Source organism: Nonomuraea muscovyensis, assembly GCF_014207745.1.
Classification (GTDB): Bacteria; Actinomycetota; Actinomycetes; order Streptosporangiales; family Streptosporangiaceae; genus Nonomuraea; species Nonomuraea muscovyensis.
On the sequence record NZ_JACHJB010000001.1, the window covers coordinates 3,329,161 to 3,347,487 of the forward strand.

General features: G+C 69.4%; 18 protein-coding genes. 6 read left to right on the plus strand and 12 right to left on the minus strand.

The window, feature by feature from the left end:
• Positions 1-151 precede the first annotated feature (151 nt).
• From FHU36_RS15870 to FHU36_RS15910, 9 genes are all read right to left on the minus strand, one after another.
• Complete coding sequence (locus FHU36_RS15870) at positions 152-1,447, minus strand: glucosidase family protein (protein ID WP_185084427.1); 1,296 nt, start codon at positions 1,445-1,447, stop codon at positions 152-154.
• Positions 1,448-2,476, minus strand: coding sequence for a LacI family DNA-binding transcriptional regulator (locus tag FHU36_RS15875; RefSeq protein WP_185084428.1), 1,029 nt, complete (start codon positions 2,474-2,476; stop codon positions 1,448-1,450).
• The gene (locus FHU36_RS15880) at positions 2,477-4,186 is read right to left on the minus strand and encodes a glycoside hydrolase family 36 protein (RefSeq protein ID WP_185084429.1); all 1,710 of its coding nucleotides are present in this window, start codon (positions 4,184-4,186) and stop codon (positions 2,477-2,479) included.
• A gap of 2 nt (positions 4,187-4,188) precedes the next feature.
• On the minus strand, positions 4,189-4,998 hold the full coding sequence (locus FHU36_RS15885) for a carbohydrate ABC transporter permease (protein WP_185084430.1): 810 nt from the start codon (positions 4,996-4,998) through the stop codon (positions 4,189-4,191).
• Positions 4,995-5,897, minus strand: coding sequence for a carbohydrate ABC transporter permease (locus FHU36_RS15890; protein ID WP_185084431.1), 903 nt, complete (start codon positions 5,895-5,897; stop codon positions 4,995-4,997). The genes FHU36_RS15885 and FHU36_RS15890 overlap by 4 nt, the downstream gene beginning before the upstream one ends.
• Entirely contained in the window at positions 5,894-7,201 is a 1,308-nt protein-coding gene (locus tag FHU36_RS15895; protein WP_185084432.1) for an ABC transporter substrate-binding protein, read from the minus strand. Before FHU36_RS15895 ends, FHU36_RS15890 begins: the two co-directional genes overlap by 4 nt.
• The gene (locus FHU36_RS15900) at positions 7,198-8,304 is read right to left on the minus strand and encodes an aminotransferase class V-fold PLP-dependent enzyme (RefSeq protein WP_185084433.1); all 1,107 of its coding nucleotides are present in this window, start codon (positions 8,302-8,304) and stop codon (positions 7,198-7,200) included. The genes FHU36_RS15895 and FHU36_RS15900 overlap by 4 nt, the downstream gene beginning before the upstream one ends.
• A 515-nt stretch (positions 8,305-8,819) precedes the next feature.
• Entirely contained in the window at positions 8,820-10,220 is a 1,401-nt protein-coding gene (locus FHU36_RS15905; protein WP_312891608.1) for an MDR family MFS transporter, read from the minus strand.
• A gap of 421 nt (positions 10,221-10,641) precedes the next feature.
• Complete coding sequence (locus FHU36_RS15910; protein ID WP_185084435.1) at positions 10,642-11,235, minus strand: hypothetical protein; 594 nt, start codon at positions 11,233-11,235, stop codon at positions 10,642-10,644.
• Positions 11,236-11,441: 206 nt separating this feature from the next.
• Here FHU36_RS15910 and FHU36_RS15915 point away from each other — a divergent pair, with 206 nt between their 5' ends.
• On the plus strand, positions 11,442-12,053 hold the full coding sequence (locus FHU36_RS15915; protein ID WP_312891640.1) for a Pr6Pr family membrane protein: 612 nt from the start codon (positions 11,442-11,444) through the stop codon (positions 12,051-12,053).
• 39 nt (positions 12,054-12,092) lie between these two features.
• Here FHU36_RS15915 and FHU36_RS15920 read toward each other — a convergent pair whose 3' ends face one another.
• Positions 12,093-12,845 carry an MBL fold metallo-hydrolase gene (locus tag FHU36_RS15920; protein ID WP_185084437.1) on the minus strand — a complete coding sequence of 251 codons (753 nt, stop codon included), beginning with the start codon at positions 12,843-12,845 and terminating at the stop codon, positions 12,093-12,095.
• A 28-nt stretch (positions 12,846-12,873) separates the two neighbouring features.
• On the opposite strand from FHU36_RS15920, the gene FHU36_RS15925 reads away from it, so the two are divergent.
• The 5 genes from FHU36_RS15925 to FHU36_RS15945 all read left to right on the plus strand — a co-directional run bounded on the left by FHU36_RS15925 (position 12,874) and on the right by FHU36_RS15945 (position 15,751).
• Positions 12,874-13,278, plus strand: a complete 405-nt coding sequence (locus FHU36_RS15925) for a MerR family transcriptional regulator (protein WP_185084438.1) — start codon at positions 12,874-12,876, stop codon at positions 13,276-13,278.
• Positions 13,279-13,903: 625 nt separating this feature from the next.
• Entirely contained in the window at positions 13,904-14,164 is a 261-nt protein-coding gene (locus FHU36_RS15930) for a hypothetical protein (RefSeq protein WP_185084439.1), read from the plus strand.
• Between the two features lie 10 nt (positions 14,165-14,174).
• On the plus strand, positions 14,175-14,990 hold the full coding sequence (locus tag FHU36_RS15935) for a hypothetical protein (protein ID WP_185084440.1): 816 nt from the start codon (positions 14,175-14,177) through the stop codon (positions 14,988-14,990).
• Between the two features lie 10 nt (positions 14,991-15,000).
• A complete protein-coding gene (locus FHU36_RS15940) occupies positions 15,001-15,375 on the plus strand; it encodes a YbaB/EbfC family nucleoid-associated protein (RefSeq protein ID WP_185084441.1) in 375 nt (124 codons plus the stop codon).
• Positions 15,368-15,751 (plus strand): YbaB/EbfC family nucleoid-associated protein, encoded by a 384-nt coding sequence (locus FHU36_RS15945; RefSeq protein WP_185084442.1) that lies wholly within the window; start codon positions 15,368-15,370, stop codon positions 15,749-15,751. The genes FHU36_RS15940 and FHU36_RS15945 overlap by 8 nt, the downstream gene beginning before the upstream one ends.
• 27 nt (positions 15,752-15,778) lie before the next feature.
• On the opposite strand, the gene FHU36_RS15950 is transcribed toward FHU36_RS15945, so the two are convergent.
• Positions 15,779-17,206: an L-fucose/L-arabinose isomerase family protein gene (locus FHU36_RS15950; RefSeq protein ID WP_185084443.1), complete on the minus strand. Its 1,428-nt coding sequence runs from the start codon at positions 17,204-17,206 to the stop codon at positions 15,779-15,781.
• 250 nt (positions 17,207-17,456) lie between these two features.
• Positions 17,457-18,194: a DeoR/GlpR family DNA-binding transcription regulator gene (locus FHU36_RS15955; RefSeq protein ID WP_185084444.1), complete on the minus strand. Its 738-nt coding sequence runs from the start codon at positions 18,192-18,194 to the stop codon at positions 17,457-17,459.
• Positions 18,195-18,327: the final 133 nt, after the last annotated feature.

Sequence of the window (18,327 nt, forward strand, 5' to 3'; positions counted from 1 at the left end):
TCCAGATTGACAACATGTCTTCCCGCCGAAGAGCGAGCGGGTACTCCCGGAACGGCAGTGGACAGGTCCATCAGCCGGGCCGCGATGGCGTTGTCGAAGGCCGGCGGGATCGACCGCGTCCATGTCCATCGAGGCCGGGCGAATCCATGCGCTAACCGCGTTCTGAGGTGACGGTGGCGCCAGGCGGGACGTCCCGGGTGATGTCGGAACCGCCGGGGAAACGGGCGGTCCACCGGTACGTCACCTGGTGGGACAGGTTGGTGAGCGTGGTGGCGTGCTCGCCGTCGTGCCGCACGGCGACGCTGCCCTCGCCGATCGGGATGCCGGAGACGGCAACCCAGCCGATCTCCGCGGGCAGCCTCGAGACAGTGGTCAGCGCGTTCTCCGGTGCGTTCGGCCGGACCCCGAGCAGACCCTCCACCACCTGACTCACCAAGGTGAAGGAGACCTCCGGGTAGTCCCCGTTGAGCCCGCCGGCCACGTGCTGGGCGATGCGGGCGTGGAAGATCTCCCGCATCCACCGCCAGGCGGTCTGCGGCCTGTCGTGGCGGAAGAAGACGTCGGGCAGGTAGGTCCACGCCTCGACGTTCTTCGGCCGCTTCGGACCGCTCGCCTGGGCGTCGATGTAGTCGAGGTAGGCCGGGTCGTCGCGCAGGCCCTTCAGGGGCATGAACCAGCTGTTCTCCGCGCCCCACCCGGTGACAGGCCGGCCGTCGAAGGTGAAGCCGCGAGCGCCGTTCCACTTCTGCTCGTAATGGCGGCGCAACTTCGCGGCCAGCGCCTCGAACCTCTCGCCGTCATCGCCGCGCGCCCTGGCCAGCTCGGCCATCGCCAGGTGGGCGGCGTATTGTGCGGCGATGCCGTCACCGGCCACCGCAAGCGGCTCGCCGCTCAGCTCGTTGTAGCTGGCGGTGCCCTCGAAGATGCCCGTCCCCTGGCCGGTCGCGGGCAGCGCGATCGCGTTCGCGCAGTAGTCGTGCAGTGCGGGGTCGTGGACGTAGGCGCGGTCGCCGGTCCAGCGATAGAGCGCCGCCACGCACTCCACCAGCTCGAAGACCGCCGGCACCTCCCTGACGAACTCGTCGGGAGCGCGGTAGTCGATCGACAGGTAGGAGCCGTCGAAATTGAACGCCCACACCGGACGGTGGCCGTGCTCCTCCGTGGCGGAGGCGGCGAAGCAGCGCAGCATCGCCAGGTTGGCCTCGGACAGGCCGAGCAGGTGCGCGCCTGCCGCCTGGTGGACGAAGTCGCGGGCGTAGAACCCGCTGCGGTGCGCGTACCCGGCCCAGTAGGAGGGCAGGTAGAGGCCCTCACCGGTGCCGTACGGGTGCCGCTCGTCGACATTCACCGGCCCGCGCGTACCGCCGGGATGGGCCCAGCGCAGCGCACGGTCGCGCGCCCACGCGAACATCGCCACGAGTTCGTCGTGGCCGGAGTCAAGCTGCATTCACGGTCCTAGGCTTGGGCGGATCACCGGCTCGCCGGGGAGCATGAGCCCCGCCTGCGGGGTGACGCCGTCTTCGATGATCTGGAGGAGACGGCTGATCAGCGCCTCGGCAATGCGGCGCAGCGGCAGCCGTACCGTGGTCAGCGCCGGTTGGAGGAAGGCGGTGATCGGCAGGTCGTCGAAGGCGGCCACGGCCAGGTCTCTGCCGATCTCCAGCCCTTGCGCGCGCGCCGCCGTGTAGACGCCGAGCGCGAGCCAGTCACCGCTGGCGATGATCGCGGTAGGCCGGTTGCGCCCGGCCAGTTGGTCGCGGGTGGCCGTGACGATCTCGCCTGGATCGTCGCCCGGCACGGAGTACACCTGCCCGGCCAGGCCATGGCGGCGCACGCCGGCCAGAAACCCGTCGCGCCGGTCGTCCATCCACGGCTGCCCAGAGGTGGAGGCGAGGAAGGCCACCCGTCGGTGCCCTCTGGCCGCGACCAGGCCGACCAGATCGATCACCGCCTGCACGCTGTCGACATCCACCCAGGACTGCGGCTGATCGGGCAGGGTTCTGCCGAAGGCGGCGAACGGGAAACCCGTGCTGGTCAGGTGAGCCACGCGAGGGTCATCGCGCAGTATGTCCGACAGCAGGAATCCGTCCACGGTCCGCGCGGCGATCAGTTCGTCGAGCGCCTGCTCCTGGCTCTGGCCTGGCCGTGGGCGCACCAGCAGGATGCGGTAGCCCGCCTCACCTGACGCCGCCACGACCGCTTCGAGGAAGCCGCCCATCAAGGGGTTGGGGTTGGCCGGGTCGTCCACCGGTGTCGGGTAGGCGATGATCCGACGGGTGCCCGACTTCAGGCTGCGTGCCGACTGGTCGGGCCGGTAGCCGAGCTTCTCGATGATCGCGGAGACGCGCTCCAGCGTCTCGGCCTTCAGCCGGTGCGGGGCGTTGAGGGCGTTGGAGATCGTCTGGCGGGACACGCCGGCCGCTCGCGCGACGTCCTCGATGGTGACCCCGCGCTCGCGCGGCTGACGTGCCGTCACTCAGTCTCTCCTCAGCGTGAGCAGGCCGCCCATGGGCACCTCGACGAGGCAGACCCCGGACTCCAGCACGAGTGTGGCCGTTCGGACCAGGGCGCCGCCGCAGTTGTGGACCTCGACGTGTGCCGAGCCGGTGCCGTACAGGACGACCCGCGGGTCGGGGTCGGCGTTGGCGATGAGGAGTTCGCCGGAGTTCGGTACCTCGACGGGCAGGGGTGCGTACCGGGCGACGATCGTGGTGCGCTCGTCGCGGGCCCGCACAAGCGGGTAGCCGTGCTCAGGCTGCTCCGGCTCCAGTGTCCCCAGTTGAAGCGTGCCCAGGTGCCGGCGGAAGATCCCCAGCCAGAACCGGATCGCGGCGAGTTGGTCGGGGCGTTGCGCCGCCAGGTCGACCGAGATCTGCGGAACCGAGAACAGCGCGTTGATCAGATGCGCGGCCACCTGTTCCGCCGGCTCGTCGGGATGCCAGAGGATCATGTCGGAGTGCACCGCCACAGGACCGGCGGTGAGCCGCAGGTCGACCGTCCGCTGTCGGTTCTCCTGTGAGCTGAGCGGGCAGTCAACCGCTCTGATCATGTTCGCGTAATGCCACAGCCCAGGACTGGTGTAAGGCTGGCGGTGCTCGATCAGCACCTCCGGCTTGGTAAGGCGGAGCCGCGCGTCCAGGTCGTGCAGCAGCCGCCTGACCCCTTCGTCCACATCCACGCAGTCGGCCCCCGCGCCGGGCGCCAGGTCGCCGCCCGGGGTCGCGAAGCGGTCCACGAAGTCGATCTTCAAGCCGTCCATACCCCAGGTCTCGATGGCCCGGGCGAGCCGATCGATGAGGAATTCGCGCACCTCAGGATAACGCGGATCCAGCACGGCGGCGTCCATGTGGTCGAGGTAGCGCAGGAACCTGCCTTCGAAGCGTTCGAAGGCGGCGTTGTGTTTGCCGACGAACGGCAGCGCGTACCAGAGTAGGTAGGCCATGCCGAGCTCACGCACCCGAGCCACATGTCCCGAAATGTCAGGGAAGGCGGCCACGTTCGGCTCCCAATCACCGCAGAACGCGTACCCGCGCGCCCGGTCGGCGGTCTGCCAGCCGTCGTCCACGATGATCGTCTCGCAACCCAGCTCCTTGGCCAGCTTCGCCTGGAACTCCACGGACTCGGCGGAGACGTTCTGGTGCATGCTGTACCACGTCGAGTAGGCCGGCAACCGGGCACGGTCCGGCGTGGCAGGCAGGTCGCCCGCCTCTTCCTGCCACCAGGCCGCCACGCCGGCCACCGCCGCGGAGAACGGCCGCTCCGAAAGGTCCAGCCGGATCCGCAGTCCCTCACCGTGCAAGGTGAAGACGAACTCGCCGGTCTCCTCCATCACCCCGCCGGTGAAGCTGGCCTGGGCCACCGGCTCGGCCAGGCCGACCGTGCAGACGTTGGCCCCGGCCGTGCCGATGAGGGAGACCACCGGCGAGCCCGCGGTCAGCCTCGACATCAGCGGCGCGCTCCAGATCGGCGGCACCCAGTGGGTGCCGCCCACGGGCGTCCAGAACGCACTGACGTTCACGCACGGCACCCGCCACTGCGCGGCCGTGGCCCCTGGCGCATCGATCAGCCAGATGCCGTCGGAGACCTGCGTCACCGTCGCATCGGCCGCCCCGGCCATGGCCAGTTCGACCGCGCCGGCCCGTACCGGGGTCGTCTCGCCGAGCGCGTAGGGCTCCCAGACCTGCATGCCTATCCTTTCGTGGCACCGGCCAGCAGGCCGGAGATGAACTGTTTCTGGAGGATGAGGAAGAGCACCATCATGGGCAGCGAGGAGATGGCGGTGCCCACCATGACCTGGCCGAAGTCTGTCCTGGCCAGCCCCTGCAGAGTGGCCAGCGCGACGGGCAGGGTGTACATCTCCGGCGTGCGCAACGCGATCAGCGGCCACAGGAAGTCGTTCCACGCGCCGAGGAAGAGGAAGACGGCCAGCGCCGCCAGCACCGGGCGCATGACAGGGATCACCACCCGCCAAAGCACCCGCAGCTCGCCCGCTCCGTCGACCCTGGCCGCGTCGAGCAGCTCGTCGGGGATGGCCAGCAGTGACTGGCGCATCAGGAAGATGCCGAACGGCACCGACAGGCTCGGCAGGATCAGCGCCGGGAAGCTGTCGATCAGCCCGATGTCGTTCATCATCTCGAAGATCGGGATGATGGTCACACCGCCGGGGATGACCAGCGTCGACAGCAGCAGCACGAAGAAGAGGTTGCGCCCGGCGAACTGGAACTTGGCGAAGGCGTACCCGGCCAGCAGCGAGACCACGATCGCGCCCGCGGTCTGCGCGACCGCGACGAAGAGCGTGTTGCCCAGCACGTTGACCAGCCCGATCGACTCCTCCAGCTTCGCCGTGTTGGCCGCGAGCTGGTCACCGGGATAGAACCTTGGGGGCCAGGAGAAGATGTCGGAGTTGGCATGCGTGGCCGCCATGGCCAGCCAGTAGAACGGCCCGACGCACAGCCCGAACACCGCGGCGAGCACGAAGGTGAGCGTCCAGCCCTTCATCGTTTCTGCATCCTCATCTGCGCGATCCCGAATCCGACCACGATCAACGTGAGCGCGTAGGCGATCGCCGCGGCGTAGCCGAAGTCGAAGTAGCGGAAGCCGTTCTGGTACAGATACAGCGAGATCGTCAGGGTCGAGTTGTCCGGCCCGCCGCCGGTCAGCACGAACGGCTCGTCGAACAGCTGCAGGGTGCCGATCGTGGACAGCACCACGGTCAACAGCAGGATCGGCCTCAGCTGAGGCACCGTGATCGACCAGAACCTGCGGGCCGAGCCGGCGCCGTCCACCATCGCGGCCTCGTAGAGATCCTTCGGGATGCTCTGCAGGCCAGCTAGGTAGATCACCGCGTTGTAGCCGGTGTAGTGCCAGGTGAGCGCGATGACGATGGCGATGCGGGCCCAGAACGGGCTGCCCAGCCAGTCGATCGGGTCGACGCCGAAGAGGCTGAGCAGCCAGTTGAGCAGTCCCGCGTCCTTGCGCAGGATCACCGAGAACATCACGCCGTAGGCGACCAGGCCGGTCAGCGACGGCATGAAGACGCCCAGCCGCCACAGGCCGCGCAGCCGTACGAGGGATGAGTTGAGCCCGAGCGCCAGCAGCAGCGCGAGCAGCAGCATGATCGGGACCTGGACGACCAGGATCAGCCCTGTGTTCCACAGTGAGGTCCAGAACAGCGGGTCGTTCACCAGCCGCACGTAGTTGTCCAGCCCGACGAAACTGCGCGCCGCGCCCGCGCCGGTGGTCAGGCTGATGTACATGGCGGCCAGGATCGGATAGGCCTTGAACACCATGAAGCCCAGCAGTGCGGGCAGGACCAGCAGGTAGGGGATGTTCCGCTTGGTGACGAACGAGCGCCTGGGCACCGTCATCCGCCCGGGCCGCGGCAGGGTGAGCGTCATCCCGCGAGCTTCCTGTTCGTCTGCTGGGCCAGCAGCGTGGCGGCCTCGGTCAGTGCCGCGGCCGGGTCGGCGCCCTTGAGCAGGACCTTCGTCTGCGCGTCACTGGCGATCTTCAGCGCCCTGGCGTAGTCGCCCGAGTAGTAGGTGGCGTCGGCGCCCTCGGTGAGGGCGTCCACGAAGGTCTTGAGCGCGGGCTGGCCGCCGAAGTAGGGCTGGGGCGCGGCGAAGGCCGGATCAGAGTAGGCCTCGGTCAGCGCGGGGAAGACGCCGCCCTCCTTGAAGGCCTTGGTGACGACCTCGGGCTTGGTCAGCGCATACTCGACGAACGCGAACGCCTCCGCCTGGTGCGAGCTGGTCCCCGAGATCGACAGATGGGTCGAGTTGACGATCGCGGTGCGCTTGCCACCTGCCGCTATCGCGGGGGGCTGCATAACCCGCCACAGACCCTTCTGCTCGGGACGCATCTCGGGGATGTAGCTGACCGCCCAGGCCGCCCAGGGCAGCACGGCCAACTTGCCGCCGCTGATGAGTTGCTTGGCGGTGTTCTCGCCAGAGGTGTCCGCGACGATGCCCGCGTCGTTCATCTTCTTGATGAGGGTCATCGCCTGGATGGCAGGTGGGGAGGAGAGCGTGACCTCGTCCTGCTGGTTGAAGTAGAAGGCGCCCTGCTGCTGGAGCAGCGACTGGAAGAAGTCCATGTCCGCGCCGCCGGCCGCAGGCTTGTTCAGCCCGATGAGGAAGGCGCCTGTCTTCTCCTTGAGCGTCTTGCCCGCTTCGATGGCGTCGTCCCAGGTCTGGATCTTCTCCGGATCGATGCCCGCCTTCTTGAACAGGTCCGCGCGGTAGAAGAAGCCGACCGGGTTGACCTCCCAAGGCATCGCGTAGACGCCGCCGTCCTTGCCGGTCACCGTGGGCCACAGACCCTTGGCGAAGGCGTCCTTGTGCTTGTCGGCGCCCAGCTTACGCAGGTCGGCAAGGCCGCCGGAGAACTTGTCCATGTATCCAGGCAGGTAGTCGACGCCGATGTGCAGCACATCGGCCAGACCCTTGCCGCCTGCGGCCATGGCGATGGTGATCTTGTCCCAGATGGCCGGGTTGCCGACCGCCTGGACGTCGACCTTGATGCCGGGATGCGTCTGCTCGAAGTCTTTGGCGACGGCGGCCAGGCCGTCGGAGGCGGGCTTCCAGCTCCAGACGGTGATCTTGACAGGCCCGCTGCCCTTCTCGGGCGCCTTGCCGCCACAGGCGGCGAGGGCGAGCGTGCCGGTGAGGGCGAGCGCCAGGGCTCCACGACGGTTGATCATGGGTGTGTTTCCCTTCGGGGGGTGATTGCTGCGCGCAGCCGGTCGGCGGTGTCGGCGGGAGTGGTGGCGTGCGGGGAGAGCCGGATCCAGCCACCGCGCAGCGTGGTGGTGAGCCCGGCGGCGCCGAGTGCCGCGTGTGTGCTCGCGGGGTCGCGGCCAGGCAGTCGCACGCGCGCGATCCCGGCCGATTCGGTGGGGACCAGGACTTCGGCGCCTGCGGTCCTGGCGGCGTCCAGCAGATTCGCCAGGGTTCGAGCGATCTGCCGGGCGATGTTGCCTTCTCCGGCGGAGAGCACCAGGTCGATGGCGGTTCCCAGCGCGGCGACGGCGGTCAGGTCGGGGTTGGTGGCCATGTGTGCGATGGCTCCCGCCAGTGGCGGCGCGGGGTGCCGGACTCCGAACGGAGCCTGTACGCCCGCCCAGCCGCCGAGACCGGGGGCCAGGCGGTCGGCCACTCGGTCGCGGACGAGCATCAGGGCCGCGCCCCAGCCCGCCCGCAGCCACTTCTGCCCGCCGCAGGCGAGCACGTCCGCCGCCGCCACCTCCAGCGGCACCGCGCCGAGGCCCTGGACAGCGTCCACCACCAGCAGTCGGTCCTCGCCCAGAACTTCCTTCAGCGCGCCCAGCGGGGCGCGGTGGCCGGTTGTGGCGTCCACCGCGCTGACGGCGAGCGCCCTGACGTCGTCGTCGAGGTGCTCGCGCAGGACGTCGGCGTTGATCGCGACGGAGTCGATCCAGCGTGGCCGAAGGCCGCCGCGTTCCTGGAACCGCAGCCACGGGTAGACGTTGGCAGGGAACTCGCCGCGTGGGACGAGCACCACGCCGCCGTCCAGCCCTGCCGCTGCGGCGAACAGCGCATGGCTGGTGGAGGAGACGAAGGCCACCTCGTGCGGGGCGCAGCTCAGCAGGCGGGCCGCGGAGGCGCGTGCACTGCTCGCCTCAAGCTCCAGTCTGGTAAGCGCTGCGGAGGGATCGCACGCCAGCGACTCCGCAGCCTGCGCGACGGTCCGTGCGACGGCCAGTGAGGGCGGCCCGATCCTGGCGAAGTCAAGATATCCGGCCGGTTCCCGGAACTGGCTCAGATAGGCGTGTTGAACGTTCAAACCAGCTCCGACCAGGTAAAGCGGCGCAATGAGAGGAGGTGGCAAGGGCAAAGTGCCGACTTGCCTGGGCAAACGATATTTGAGCGTTCATATCGTGCGCAAGAGGGAGTTGCGGTGAGGTTGCGGAGCGAGAGATCGACGCAGAGGACGCCTTGTTGGGAAGCCTGAATCGTCGGCGAGTTGGTCAACGGCGCGCGGGGTGCCGGTATCCGCCGGATGGATCTCGATGCACTACGCATCCACGTGGCCGAGGCGCGAGCGCAGGCCCGCGCCTCGGCCACGGCGGATGACGACCGGTGGGGAGATCACCTCCCCCATGCCTCGGCGATCCCCGTCACGCCGCCCGCCCTCAGGGGCGCCCGGCCGAACCCATCCGGCAGCCCCTCAGCGTTCAGCACATGTATGTGAAGTGTGCGCTCCTGGCCCGTCCTGCCGCCGTTGATTCAGGGAGTGGCTGATGTCCGGGTGAACAGCCGGCCTGACAGGGGAGGGCACAGCGTCCCCCTCCACCGTCGTCACGCCGGTATCGGCCGGGTCTCCTCGATCTCGCCGGTGCTGTCCGCTCGGGCGGGCAGGAGCAGGGCGGTGACGACCACGACCACGGACATCACCGCGCCGATGATGAAGGCCAGCCGCATGCCGTCGAGGTTGGCGAGCACCTCCGTGGCTCCCGCGGATCTCAGGGCATCGGCTCGCGCGCTCATCACGGTGATCACGAGCGCGGTGCCGATGGCCGCGGAGACCTGCTGCAGCGTGCTCAGGATCGAGCTGGCGTGGGAGTAGAGCGGCGGCGGAACCGCTCCGAGCCCGAGGGTGAACACCGGGGTGAAGGTCGCGGCCAGACTCACCATCAGCAGCGCGTGCAGACCGAGGAGCTGCCAGAACGGCATGGTCATCGTGACCTGGGTGAAGCCGGTGAGCGCGAGGGTGATCCCGATCGCGCCGGGGATGACCAGAACCCGGCCGCCGAACGAGTCGAACAGGCGGCCGACGGTCGGACCGAGCAACCCCATCGCGAGGCCGCCCGGCATCACGAGGAGCCCGGTCTGCAGGGCGCTGAGCTCGCGGACGTTCTGCAGGTACAGCGGCAGCAAGATCATCGAGCCGAGCATCGCCATGAAGGCCACCGACATCATGATCAGCGCGACCGTGTAGGTGCGGTGGCGCAGAGTGCGCAGGTCCAGCAGCGGCACGCCGCGCTTCTGCAACGACAGCTGGCGGACGACGAAGACGGCGATGGCGACCAGGCCGGCCGCCACGATCGCGGCGGCGACGCGGACGTCACCGCCCTCGAACCGGCTGAGCCCGTAGACCAGGCCGCCGAAGCCGGCGGCCGCGGTCACCACGCTCAACCAGTCGACGGTGCTGAACTGGGGCTCCCCGACGTTCTTGAGCTGCTTGAGGCCGCTCCATGTGATCACGGCGGCGATGGGGAGCACCACGGCGAACAGCAGCCGCCAGGACCCGAACTGCAGGATCACCCCCGAGACCGTCGGGCCCATGGCGGGCGCGACCGAGATGGCCAGGGTGACGTTGCCCATCACCCGGCCCCGGTCCGACTCGGGCACCACCTGCATCAGCGTGGTCATCAGCAGCGGCATCATCACGGCTGTCCCGGACGCCTGGATGATGCGGGCGACCAGCAGCACCTCGAACGACGGCGCGATGCCGGCCAACGCCGTGCCGAGCAGGAACAGGCCCATCGCGGTCGTGTAGGCGGTGCGGGTGGACACCCGCTGCAGGAACCAGCCGGTGATCGGGATGACGGCGGCCATGGTCAGCATGAAGGCGGTCGAGAGCCACTGTGCGGTCTGCTCGGTGATGCGCAGTGCGCCCATCAGCCGCGGGATCGCGTTGATCATGATCGTCTCGTTGAGGATGACCACGAATGTGGCGAGCACCAGCAGCCGGATCACGGCCGGGGTGCGACCTGGAACGGCGGTCGCGGGGTTGGCGGGTGAGTCTAGCTGTGGGCTGGGCACGGTACCTCGATCGGGGTTGTCGGACATGACATTGTCACGGCTGGAGTCACCAGCCGTGGGTGCCACTGGAAGTCGTGGTCATGCAAGACTGACCGGCACCACTGACAAAACTCATCGCCGTCCCGAGCATTCCGGCAAGAATGCGAAATGTCACCCGGTTTTTTTCGCCGGCCGGACGGTTCGCTGTGTCCACTGGCCCGGGCTCCGGCGAGCACACGCCGCAAGTCGCGGGGATCCGGTACCGGCCACCTGGAGTGCGGGTGTCGCGCTCCTCGAAGTCATGGCGTACTGGCCGGTCAGTGACTCTCCAGCCAGTACGCGCGCGGAGGGGCCTTGTCCAGGCGCTGCGGCCGAGCTAGCAGACGCCGGGAAGCTTGCACACCTTGGCGGCCATCTTCCTGGCGTCCTTGGTCAGTCGGCCGGGGTCGTAGGCTCCCTCGTCGGTCGTGTAGATCATCAGCGCGCTGCCCCGGCGCGCGGCGATACCGGTGATCGTCTGGTTCACACTGCCGTCCTGCCAGGTCTGATAGCCCATGCCCGTGGCCTCGTCTCCCGCCCTGGCCTTACTCGTCCGCCACCGGATCCTGAGTTGGGGCACCGACGGGTCGCCCTTGCGCGCGCACCGCTTGACCTCGGCGCGCAGCCGGGTGAGCGCGGCACGGGCGGCACGGGGGCTGTTGTAGATGACGAGCTGTTCGGAGGAGCCGCTGGGCGCGCTGGTCCAGCGCGTGATCGTGCGGGCCGCCACCCGGTCGCGGTCGACGGCGTGCCGGTGCCAGCACGGGTTCAGCTCCAACGGCTTGGTGAGCTTGTCGCTGATCTCGTAGCCCTGTTCGTCCGCCTCATGGGGGTTCAGGTGCCTGCGCGCGTCGCGTTCGGTGATCAGGAAGTTCTTCGGAATCTCGGTCACCGTCGCCGGAGACAGGGCCAGCACCAAGGAGAGTGTCACGCTGATCATGAAGAGTTGGATGCCGGCGGGGACGGCTTGGTTCTCGGTCCTGTCGCCAGAGCGGCTCAGCAGATCGGGCTGAACCGCCCGCGTGCCGCCGACCGCGGCGGCCCGGCGGTGGTTCATTACGGTGAACCGCCCACCGGGCGAGTGCGATCCGTGCGACGGTGATCTTTATGGTTTGGGCGACGATGTTCCGCTTGGCGGTGATTCTGGTCGCGGTGGTCGGCCTGAGTTACACGTGGGTGGCGCTGGCCGATCCGCTGAACCCCCTCGTGCTCTTCACCGTGCAGAGCAATCTGCTGCTCGCGGGTTACTGCGTCTGGCGAGTGGTGAGGAGGGGGCGGCCTACCCCGGAGGTCAAGGGGGCGGTGACGCTCTACATCGTGATCACGGGGCTGGTCTGGCATTTTCTGCGCATGCGTGGAGCCAGCCCCTTCGAGCGGCTCTCCTTCTCCGGGTTCGGCCTCGGTAACTTCCTCCTCCACTACGTGACGCCGATCATGGCCGTGATCGACTGGCTGTTCCTCGACCGGACCGCGCACCGGCCGAGGTGGGCGGCGGCCTTCGGGTGGCTGGTCTATCCGATGGCGTATCTGGTCTTCGCCCTGGTCCGGGGTGCGCTGCTGCCCCCGGACGCCTGGAAGCGGTATCCCTATCCGTTCCTGGACGTGGACCGCTTCGGGTACGGCGGAGTCTCGCTCATGGCGGTGGCGCTGGCTGCCGGCTTCCTCCTGCTCGGCTTCGGGCTGATCGCCCTGCACCGCGCCGTCGATCGCCGGGTGCCCCGCGCTCCGGCCGAGACCTCGGCCCCCTAGACCGTCCATCGGCGGAGCCGGTGGCCTGCGGGAAAGGGCTCATGGCGTGGGCTCCCAGCGCCTGCCCGTCGGCAGGTCCACGACGTTCAGGTCCGGTCCGGCCAGGGCCGTCGCGTCCGAGGCCGTGCCCGTGGTGCGGAACAGCGCCGAGAGCGGATCGCGCCCGTGGGCGTCGTGCACCGGGACCAGCACACGCGCGCCGAGTACGGACGCGCCGGCCACCGCCTGGTCGGGGCCCATCACCAGGCGTGGCCCGAGGAGCGGTCGCAGGCCGTTCACCGGGAGCAGGGCCACGTCGACCGGTGGGTTCCCGGCCCGGTGGCGCTCCAGCGGCGCGACCTCGGCGATCTCCCCGCCGAAGAACACCCGGGAACCGGCCGTGCTGAACGAGTAGGCGTTGTTGGGCCAGACGAGGGTCCGCCCCGCGGGCACGACCCGCATCAGCACGCCGGGTGCGATCTCGCGGGTCTCCCCCCAGCGCACCCGCTGGGCGTGCCGGAAACCCAGCGCTCGCGCCCGGCGGGCCATGCCTGAGGTGGGGACGTACACCGGTGTTACGTCCTTGCCCGCCAGCATGCGCAGCGCACGAAGATCCCAGTGGTTGGTGGCCAGGTTGGTGACGACGACGGCGGCAAGCGGCGGCAGATCGGCGATCCGCAGCCCGAGCGGTTCACCGCGGCGCAGCCACCACCGTTCGGTGAACCAGGGGTCGGTGAGCACCGCGTGACCGTTCAGTTCGAGCAGCACACAGGAGTTGGCCGCGCGCGTGACCGCGATCGATTTCTTGATCATGCGGTCGACGGTGCCGGTTAATGTACGCATGAAGTCAAGTGCGGAACTGACGATCGGCGAGCTGGCGGAGCGGTTCGGGCTCGCCACCCACGTGCTGCGGTACTGGGAGAGCAGGGGACTGATCGAGCCCGCGAGGCGCGCGGGCGGTCAGCGCCGCTACGGACGGGACGCGCTGGTCCGGGTGGCGCTGATCCTGATGGGCAAGGAGGCGGGTCTCGGCCTGCGGTCGCTCGGGGCCCTGCTGTCCACGCCCGACCCGATGGACCACCGGGATCTGTTGCGCGGCCACGTCGCCGAACTGGAGCAGCGCATCGCGCGCGCACGCTCCGCCAAGGACCTGATCGAGCACGCACTCGCCTGTCCCCACCGCTTCGCGGACTGCGAGCACGCCCGTGATCAGATCGCGGCGCGCATCCCGCCCGTGCCCCGATGATCACCCCGTGCACATGGCGGACACTTCCGTGGACGCCGATGACGATCGTCCATTAGATTGTGGTCCGGCCCGTTATCGGAGGCTCCGCTTGGAGCCGGTCGTTGCGTCGCACCCGCTTCGTCCAGGCGGAGAGGAGGCAACGCGCTCCGGTCGCGGTTCCCAGTCGTCGGCCGACCGTTCTCGAAGCCGTGTCGCCCATCTGCTGAGCACATGGAAGGTGTATCGAGTGCCGGACGGTAACTCCCCGAGCCCGCCATATCCGGGCTCATCCGCGGGGCCCTCGCCGAGCGACTCCGCGTCGCCCGGTCCGTCCCCCAGTGACTCCGCGTCGCCCAGTCCGTCCCCCAGTGACTCGGGGTCGCCAGGTCCGTCCCCCAGCGGCTCCGGCTCGCCGAGCCCGTCACCGAGCTCGTCGACCCCCCCTCCGTCGAGCCTGCCCGCGTGCCCGCACGAGCCGCCGTGCCGGATTCGCCCGTGCCTGCCGACGGACAGGCTGGGCCGTCCGCCGGGTCCTCTTCAGCCCGGTCCTGACGACCACGTTCCGGCCCCGCCGCCCGCTCCGCCCGCCCCGGACGAGAAGGACGGCTACGGGGCGCGGACCGACAAGATCGTCGCATTCGCCGACGTGATGCTGGAGGCCGCGACGGACGTCGCCCGGATCAAGGCCAAGACGCCCGTGGTCGAAGACGGGGGGTGGTTCGACACCCCCCGCATCATCAGTCCCTTCCTCGACAGGCTCAACGGCTACGTCGAGGAATGGACCGCGGCCGCCGGAACCCTGGAGCGCGTGCTCAAGGAGGACGCGCCGAAGCTCATCAGCGTGGCGAAGAGGTATCGCGACGCCGAGGACGATGCCGGAGCAGCCGTCAATCAGATCAACCGGTGAAGGTGCCCAGATGCCGACCCCCTCGCGCAGATCGCCCAGGCCGCACCACAGCAGCAGCCACAACCTCCGGTACGCCCAGAACCGCGTGGAGCGTCTCGCGGCCCAGCAGGCCAGGCTCAACCAGGTCAAGGTCGATCCGGACTTCTTCAAGAGAGTGCTGAACCTGGCCAAGACCCACAACCGGCCGATCTACGCGGGGCTGGCCACCTCCGGCCTGGTCATCGCGGGCACGGCGATGGTCGTCGCCGCCGTCGGGAACGCGTCCGATCCGCGGAGGTTCTTCGACGACCGGAGCATGTGGAACGAGATGCTGGGCGACCTCAAGCTCAGCGCCTGGGACGTGTGGATCAGCTTCTTCAGCCTGGTCTCGCCCTACTGGGTGGGGCACGCGGCCGAAACGGTCCAGCGCTACCTCCGGTTCGAGTTGATCGGCATGTTCGACGAGCTCGGTCGCGTCGCCACGGAGATGAGCAACACCCTGACCAGCCTGGCCTGGGACGTCGTGGAGTACGACGTCAAGCTCGTCACGCTGCTGGTGTCGGCCGGCACCGCCTTCACCGCCCTTCTGCCGTTCAGCGCGATTCCGGCTGTCAAGCTCACCCTGGGGGTGGCCGCCGTCGCGTTCCTCTCGCTGCTTTCGAGCCTGATGCAGGAGTTCATCGGCAAGGTCAAAGCACTCGACCTCAAGTTGGAGGCTCTCGGCCACAAGATCTTCGAACTGCGCAGCCTCTTCTCCGTGGGAGACGACAAGTTGCATCTGCAGCCGCCGGGCAGTGACCCCGGCCTGTGGAAGCCCGTCACCGGGGAACCTCGTGCCGCACACTGACGCTTTCGACGTGGGTGACGGAGAGGGGTTCTCGGGGCTGTTCCGGGAGGTCGGACGTCTGGCCGAAGCGTTCGCGGACGAAATGCGCGAGGCGGAGGAGCGCAGGGTGCCCGGTGCCGACGGCGCCGGCCGGGTGGTGGCCACGGTGTCGGGCTCGGCGCGGCTCCTGCACGTACGCGTCGACGCCCGGGCGATGCGCGACCTCGACCACGTGGAGCTGGGCCAGGCCGTGCTGGACGCGGTCAGAGCGGCCCGCGAGGCGGCGGCGCAGGGCGTGACGGAGGCCGTGGGCAGGCTGAACGGTGGCCGGCCGCAGCCCGGCCCGGACGACAATCCGCTAGGGCGCTACCTCGACGCGATGCTGCGGGAGGCCGATCGTGGATGAGCTGGACAAGCTGCGGAGGATCACCGAGCAGCTCGAACGGCTGGAGCGGCTGTCGGCGACGCAGGCCGGGACCGCGGCGGCGGCGGAGCACCTGGTGACGCGGGAGTTCACCGGCAAGGCCGACAAGGGCGGCATCACGGCGACCGTCGACGGCGCGGGAAACCTACTGGCCATCGACATCAGCCGGCTGAGCAAGCGGCGGCACGACGGCGTGACGCTCGGTGACGCGGTGCTCGAGGCGATCCACGCGGCCGAGCAGGCCGCGGCCGAGGCGAAGACCGCGCTGATGGGCGATCTGGGCGCGGGCCTCGGCCTGCGCGACCTGTTCGGTGACGCGCGGCACCACTTCCGCGGGGTCGGGACCGACCCGCGCTAGGCGGCGCGCGCACGGCGGCGGCCGCCGTCAGGAGGGCTGGACGGGCACGAAGTCCACGTCGATCAGGTCGGCCACGGCCCGCAGCTCGGCCGCCCGGTGGCCGGTGCCGAGGGCCCAGTGGTGGGAGATCCCGCTGGCGCTCCAGGCGTCGGTCCACTCTCCCGGGTCGCAGCCGAAGTCCACCCGGGAGGTCGTGTTGCCGATCTGCAGCAGCGGGCCGGGCACGACCTCGCCCTCCGAGACGACGAAGCCGAAGCGCCCGTCGCGTGCCTGCCGCAGGCCGAACGCGGTGACGGGGCCCCTGGTGACGTCGAACTCGACGGACACCCCCCAGCCGCGCTTGCCGTGGTAGACGCCGAGGCCGCGCAGCAGCGGCCGGCGCGAGCTGATCTCCAGGTGGGCCGGCCCGTCGTGGCCCATCTCCACATGCCCGCGGGCGAAGTCCAGCGCCTGCAGCTCGGTGAACGAGCCGCCGCCGCCCAGCCGGTCCATGATCAGCATGGCCAGCGAGGTGCGCAGCTCGTACTCGCCGGCGGCCGGCACGCCCCGGGCGGTCAGCAGGGAGGCGCCGAGGATCATGCCGGCGCCGAGCCGCTCGTGGATCTCCCCGTCCAGCCCCCGGTGGTAGTAGGCGAGGCTGTCCAGCTCGAAGTCGGCGACCAGCCGGTCCAGCCCGACCGAGACCCGGGCGGCCCAGGACAGGTCGTCCTCGTTGACGGAGTCGGCCAGCTCGAAGACGTCGCGGGCGACTTTCGTGCGCTCCACGGCCTCGGCGTTGGTGACCTGCTCCACCCGTACGCGCAGGTCGTCGAACTCCAGCACCTCGACGTGCCCGCCGAGGTTGGCGCTCACCAGCGTGAGGTCGGTGGCCACGTCGAGCATGCCCGGGTAGAGGTGGCCCATGAGGCCGTGCCGTCCGTGCCGCAGCGCGCCCCGGACGCCCGCCGCCCGCACCCAGCGGGAGATCTTCTCCCACGCCCGCTCGTCCTCCAGGTAGCCGGAGACCGAGCGGAACGGGATGCCGCAGCGCATGAACGCGTTGGCCATCTCGGGCAGCGGGCAGGCGCCGCAGTAGGCGAGCCACTGCCCGGTGTCGAAGGTGGCGTGCTCCATCGATTCGGTGGGCTGCAGGTTGATCAGCAGCACGGGCGCGCCGCTGCGCTGCGCGACGGGCACGAGCATGGTGGCGGTCATGTAGGTGGTGAGGAAGCCGACGATGAGGTCGCAGCCGGCCTCGCGCAGCCGTTCGGCCGCCGCGGCGCCCTCCTGGGCGTCGGAGACGAAACCGGCGTCGACCACCTCGCAGTCCAGCGCCCTCATCCGTTCGGCCACCCGGGCCGAGGAGCGCCGCAACTGGGGCAGCAGGTCGGGGAACTGGGGCCAGTAGGCGCCCAGCCCACCCGCGACCAGGCCGACCTTGGTACGTCTCGGGGTGATGCGGGGGTAGGTGCTCACGCGGAAGATCCTCCTGTCAGCGGACTTCGACCTCGATGCTGCGGGTGTGGTCGTCGGGCGCCGTTCGAGGCTGGGTAGCGCTCGTGTCGAGCGTGTGGAGGTCCACGCGGGAGACCTGCTTCGGCTCGAGGCCCGGGCCGTCCACGGGTCGGCCAGGTTGGTGGTGAAGGCGAGGGCGAGGGGATTCCCACTTTGTAACAGGCGGCCAACCTCTTAACAAGAGTTGCGTTAGAAATACAATATCGAAGCGTTACATCTGTGCCACGTGAACGTTGCCGTGGTGGTCGCGCAGGCGCTGCAGCGTCTCGGCGGGGGCGTGGGAGTCGACCACAATGGCGTCGAAGTCGTCGAGCGGCGCGACCCGGTGCAGCGCCACCCGGGCGAGCTTGGAGTGGTCGACGGCCAGGATGCGGCGGGTGCCCGAGCGCAGCATCGCCCGCTTGACCAGCACGATCTCCTGCTCCTGGTGGAAGGCGTACCGCTCGGACAAGGCCGAGGTGGAGACCACGACCGCGTCGGTGCTCACCGCCTCCACCGCGTCGACGCAGCCGAGGCCGAGGAACGAGTCATGCGTGGCGTGATATTCGCCGCCGAGCGCGATGAGCCGGACGTCGGGGCTTTTCACGAGCAGCCTGATGATCTCCAGGAAGTTGGTCAGCACGGTGAGCGGCGCCGTCTCCTGCAGGTGGCGGGCCACGGCCAGCGCAGTGGTGGAGTCGTCGAGCATGACCGAGCTGCCCGGCTCGATCAGCCCCGCCACCAGCCGGCCGATCGCGTCCTTCTCGGCCGTGTGCGCCTCGATCCGGTAGGCGATGTTGCTCTCGAAGACGTTGGAGGCCTGGGCGGTGGCGCCCCCGCGGACCTTGCGCACCATGCCCTGGCGCTCCAGCTCGTCCAGATCGCGGTGGACGGTCATCACGCTGACTGAGAAGATCTCCGCCAGGTCTGTGACCGAAGCGGAACCGTGACGCACGACGTGCTCGGCCATGCCCTGTCGCCGAGACGACCTGTTGGAGGTGTGCTGCCCCGTGTTCACTGAGCCCCTATCTCGCTCGGACGGCCGTGAATCATACCCTTGACACCCTCCCGGGTGACTCGTAGCCTCCCTGAAACCCGGCGTT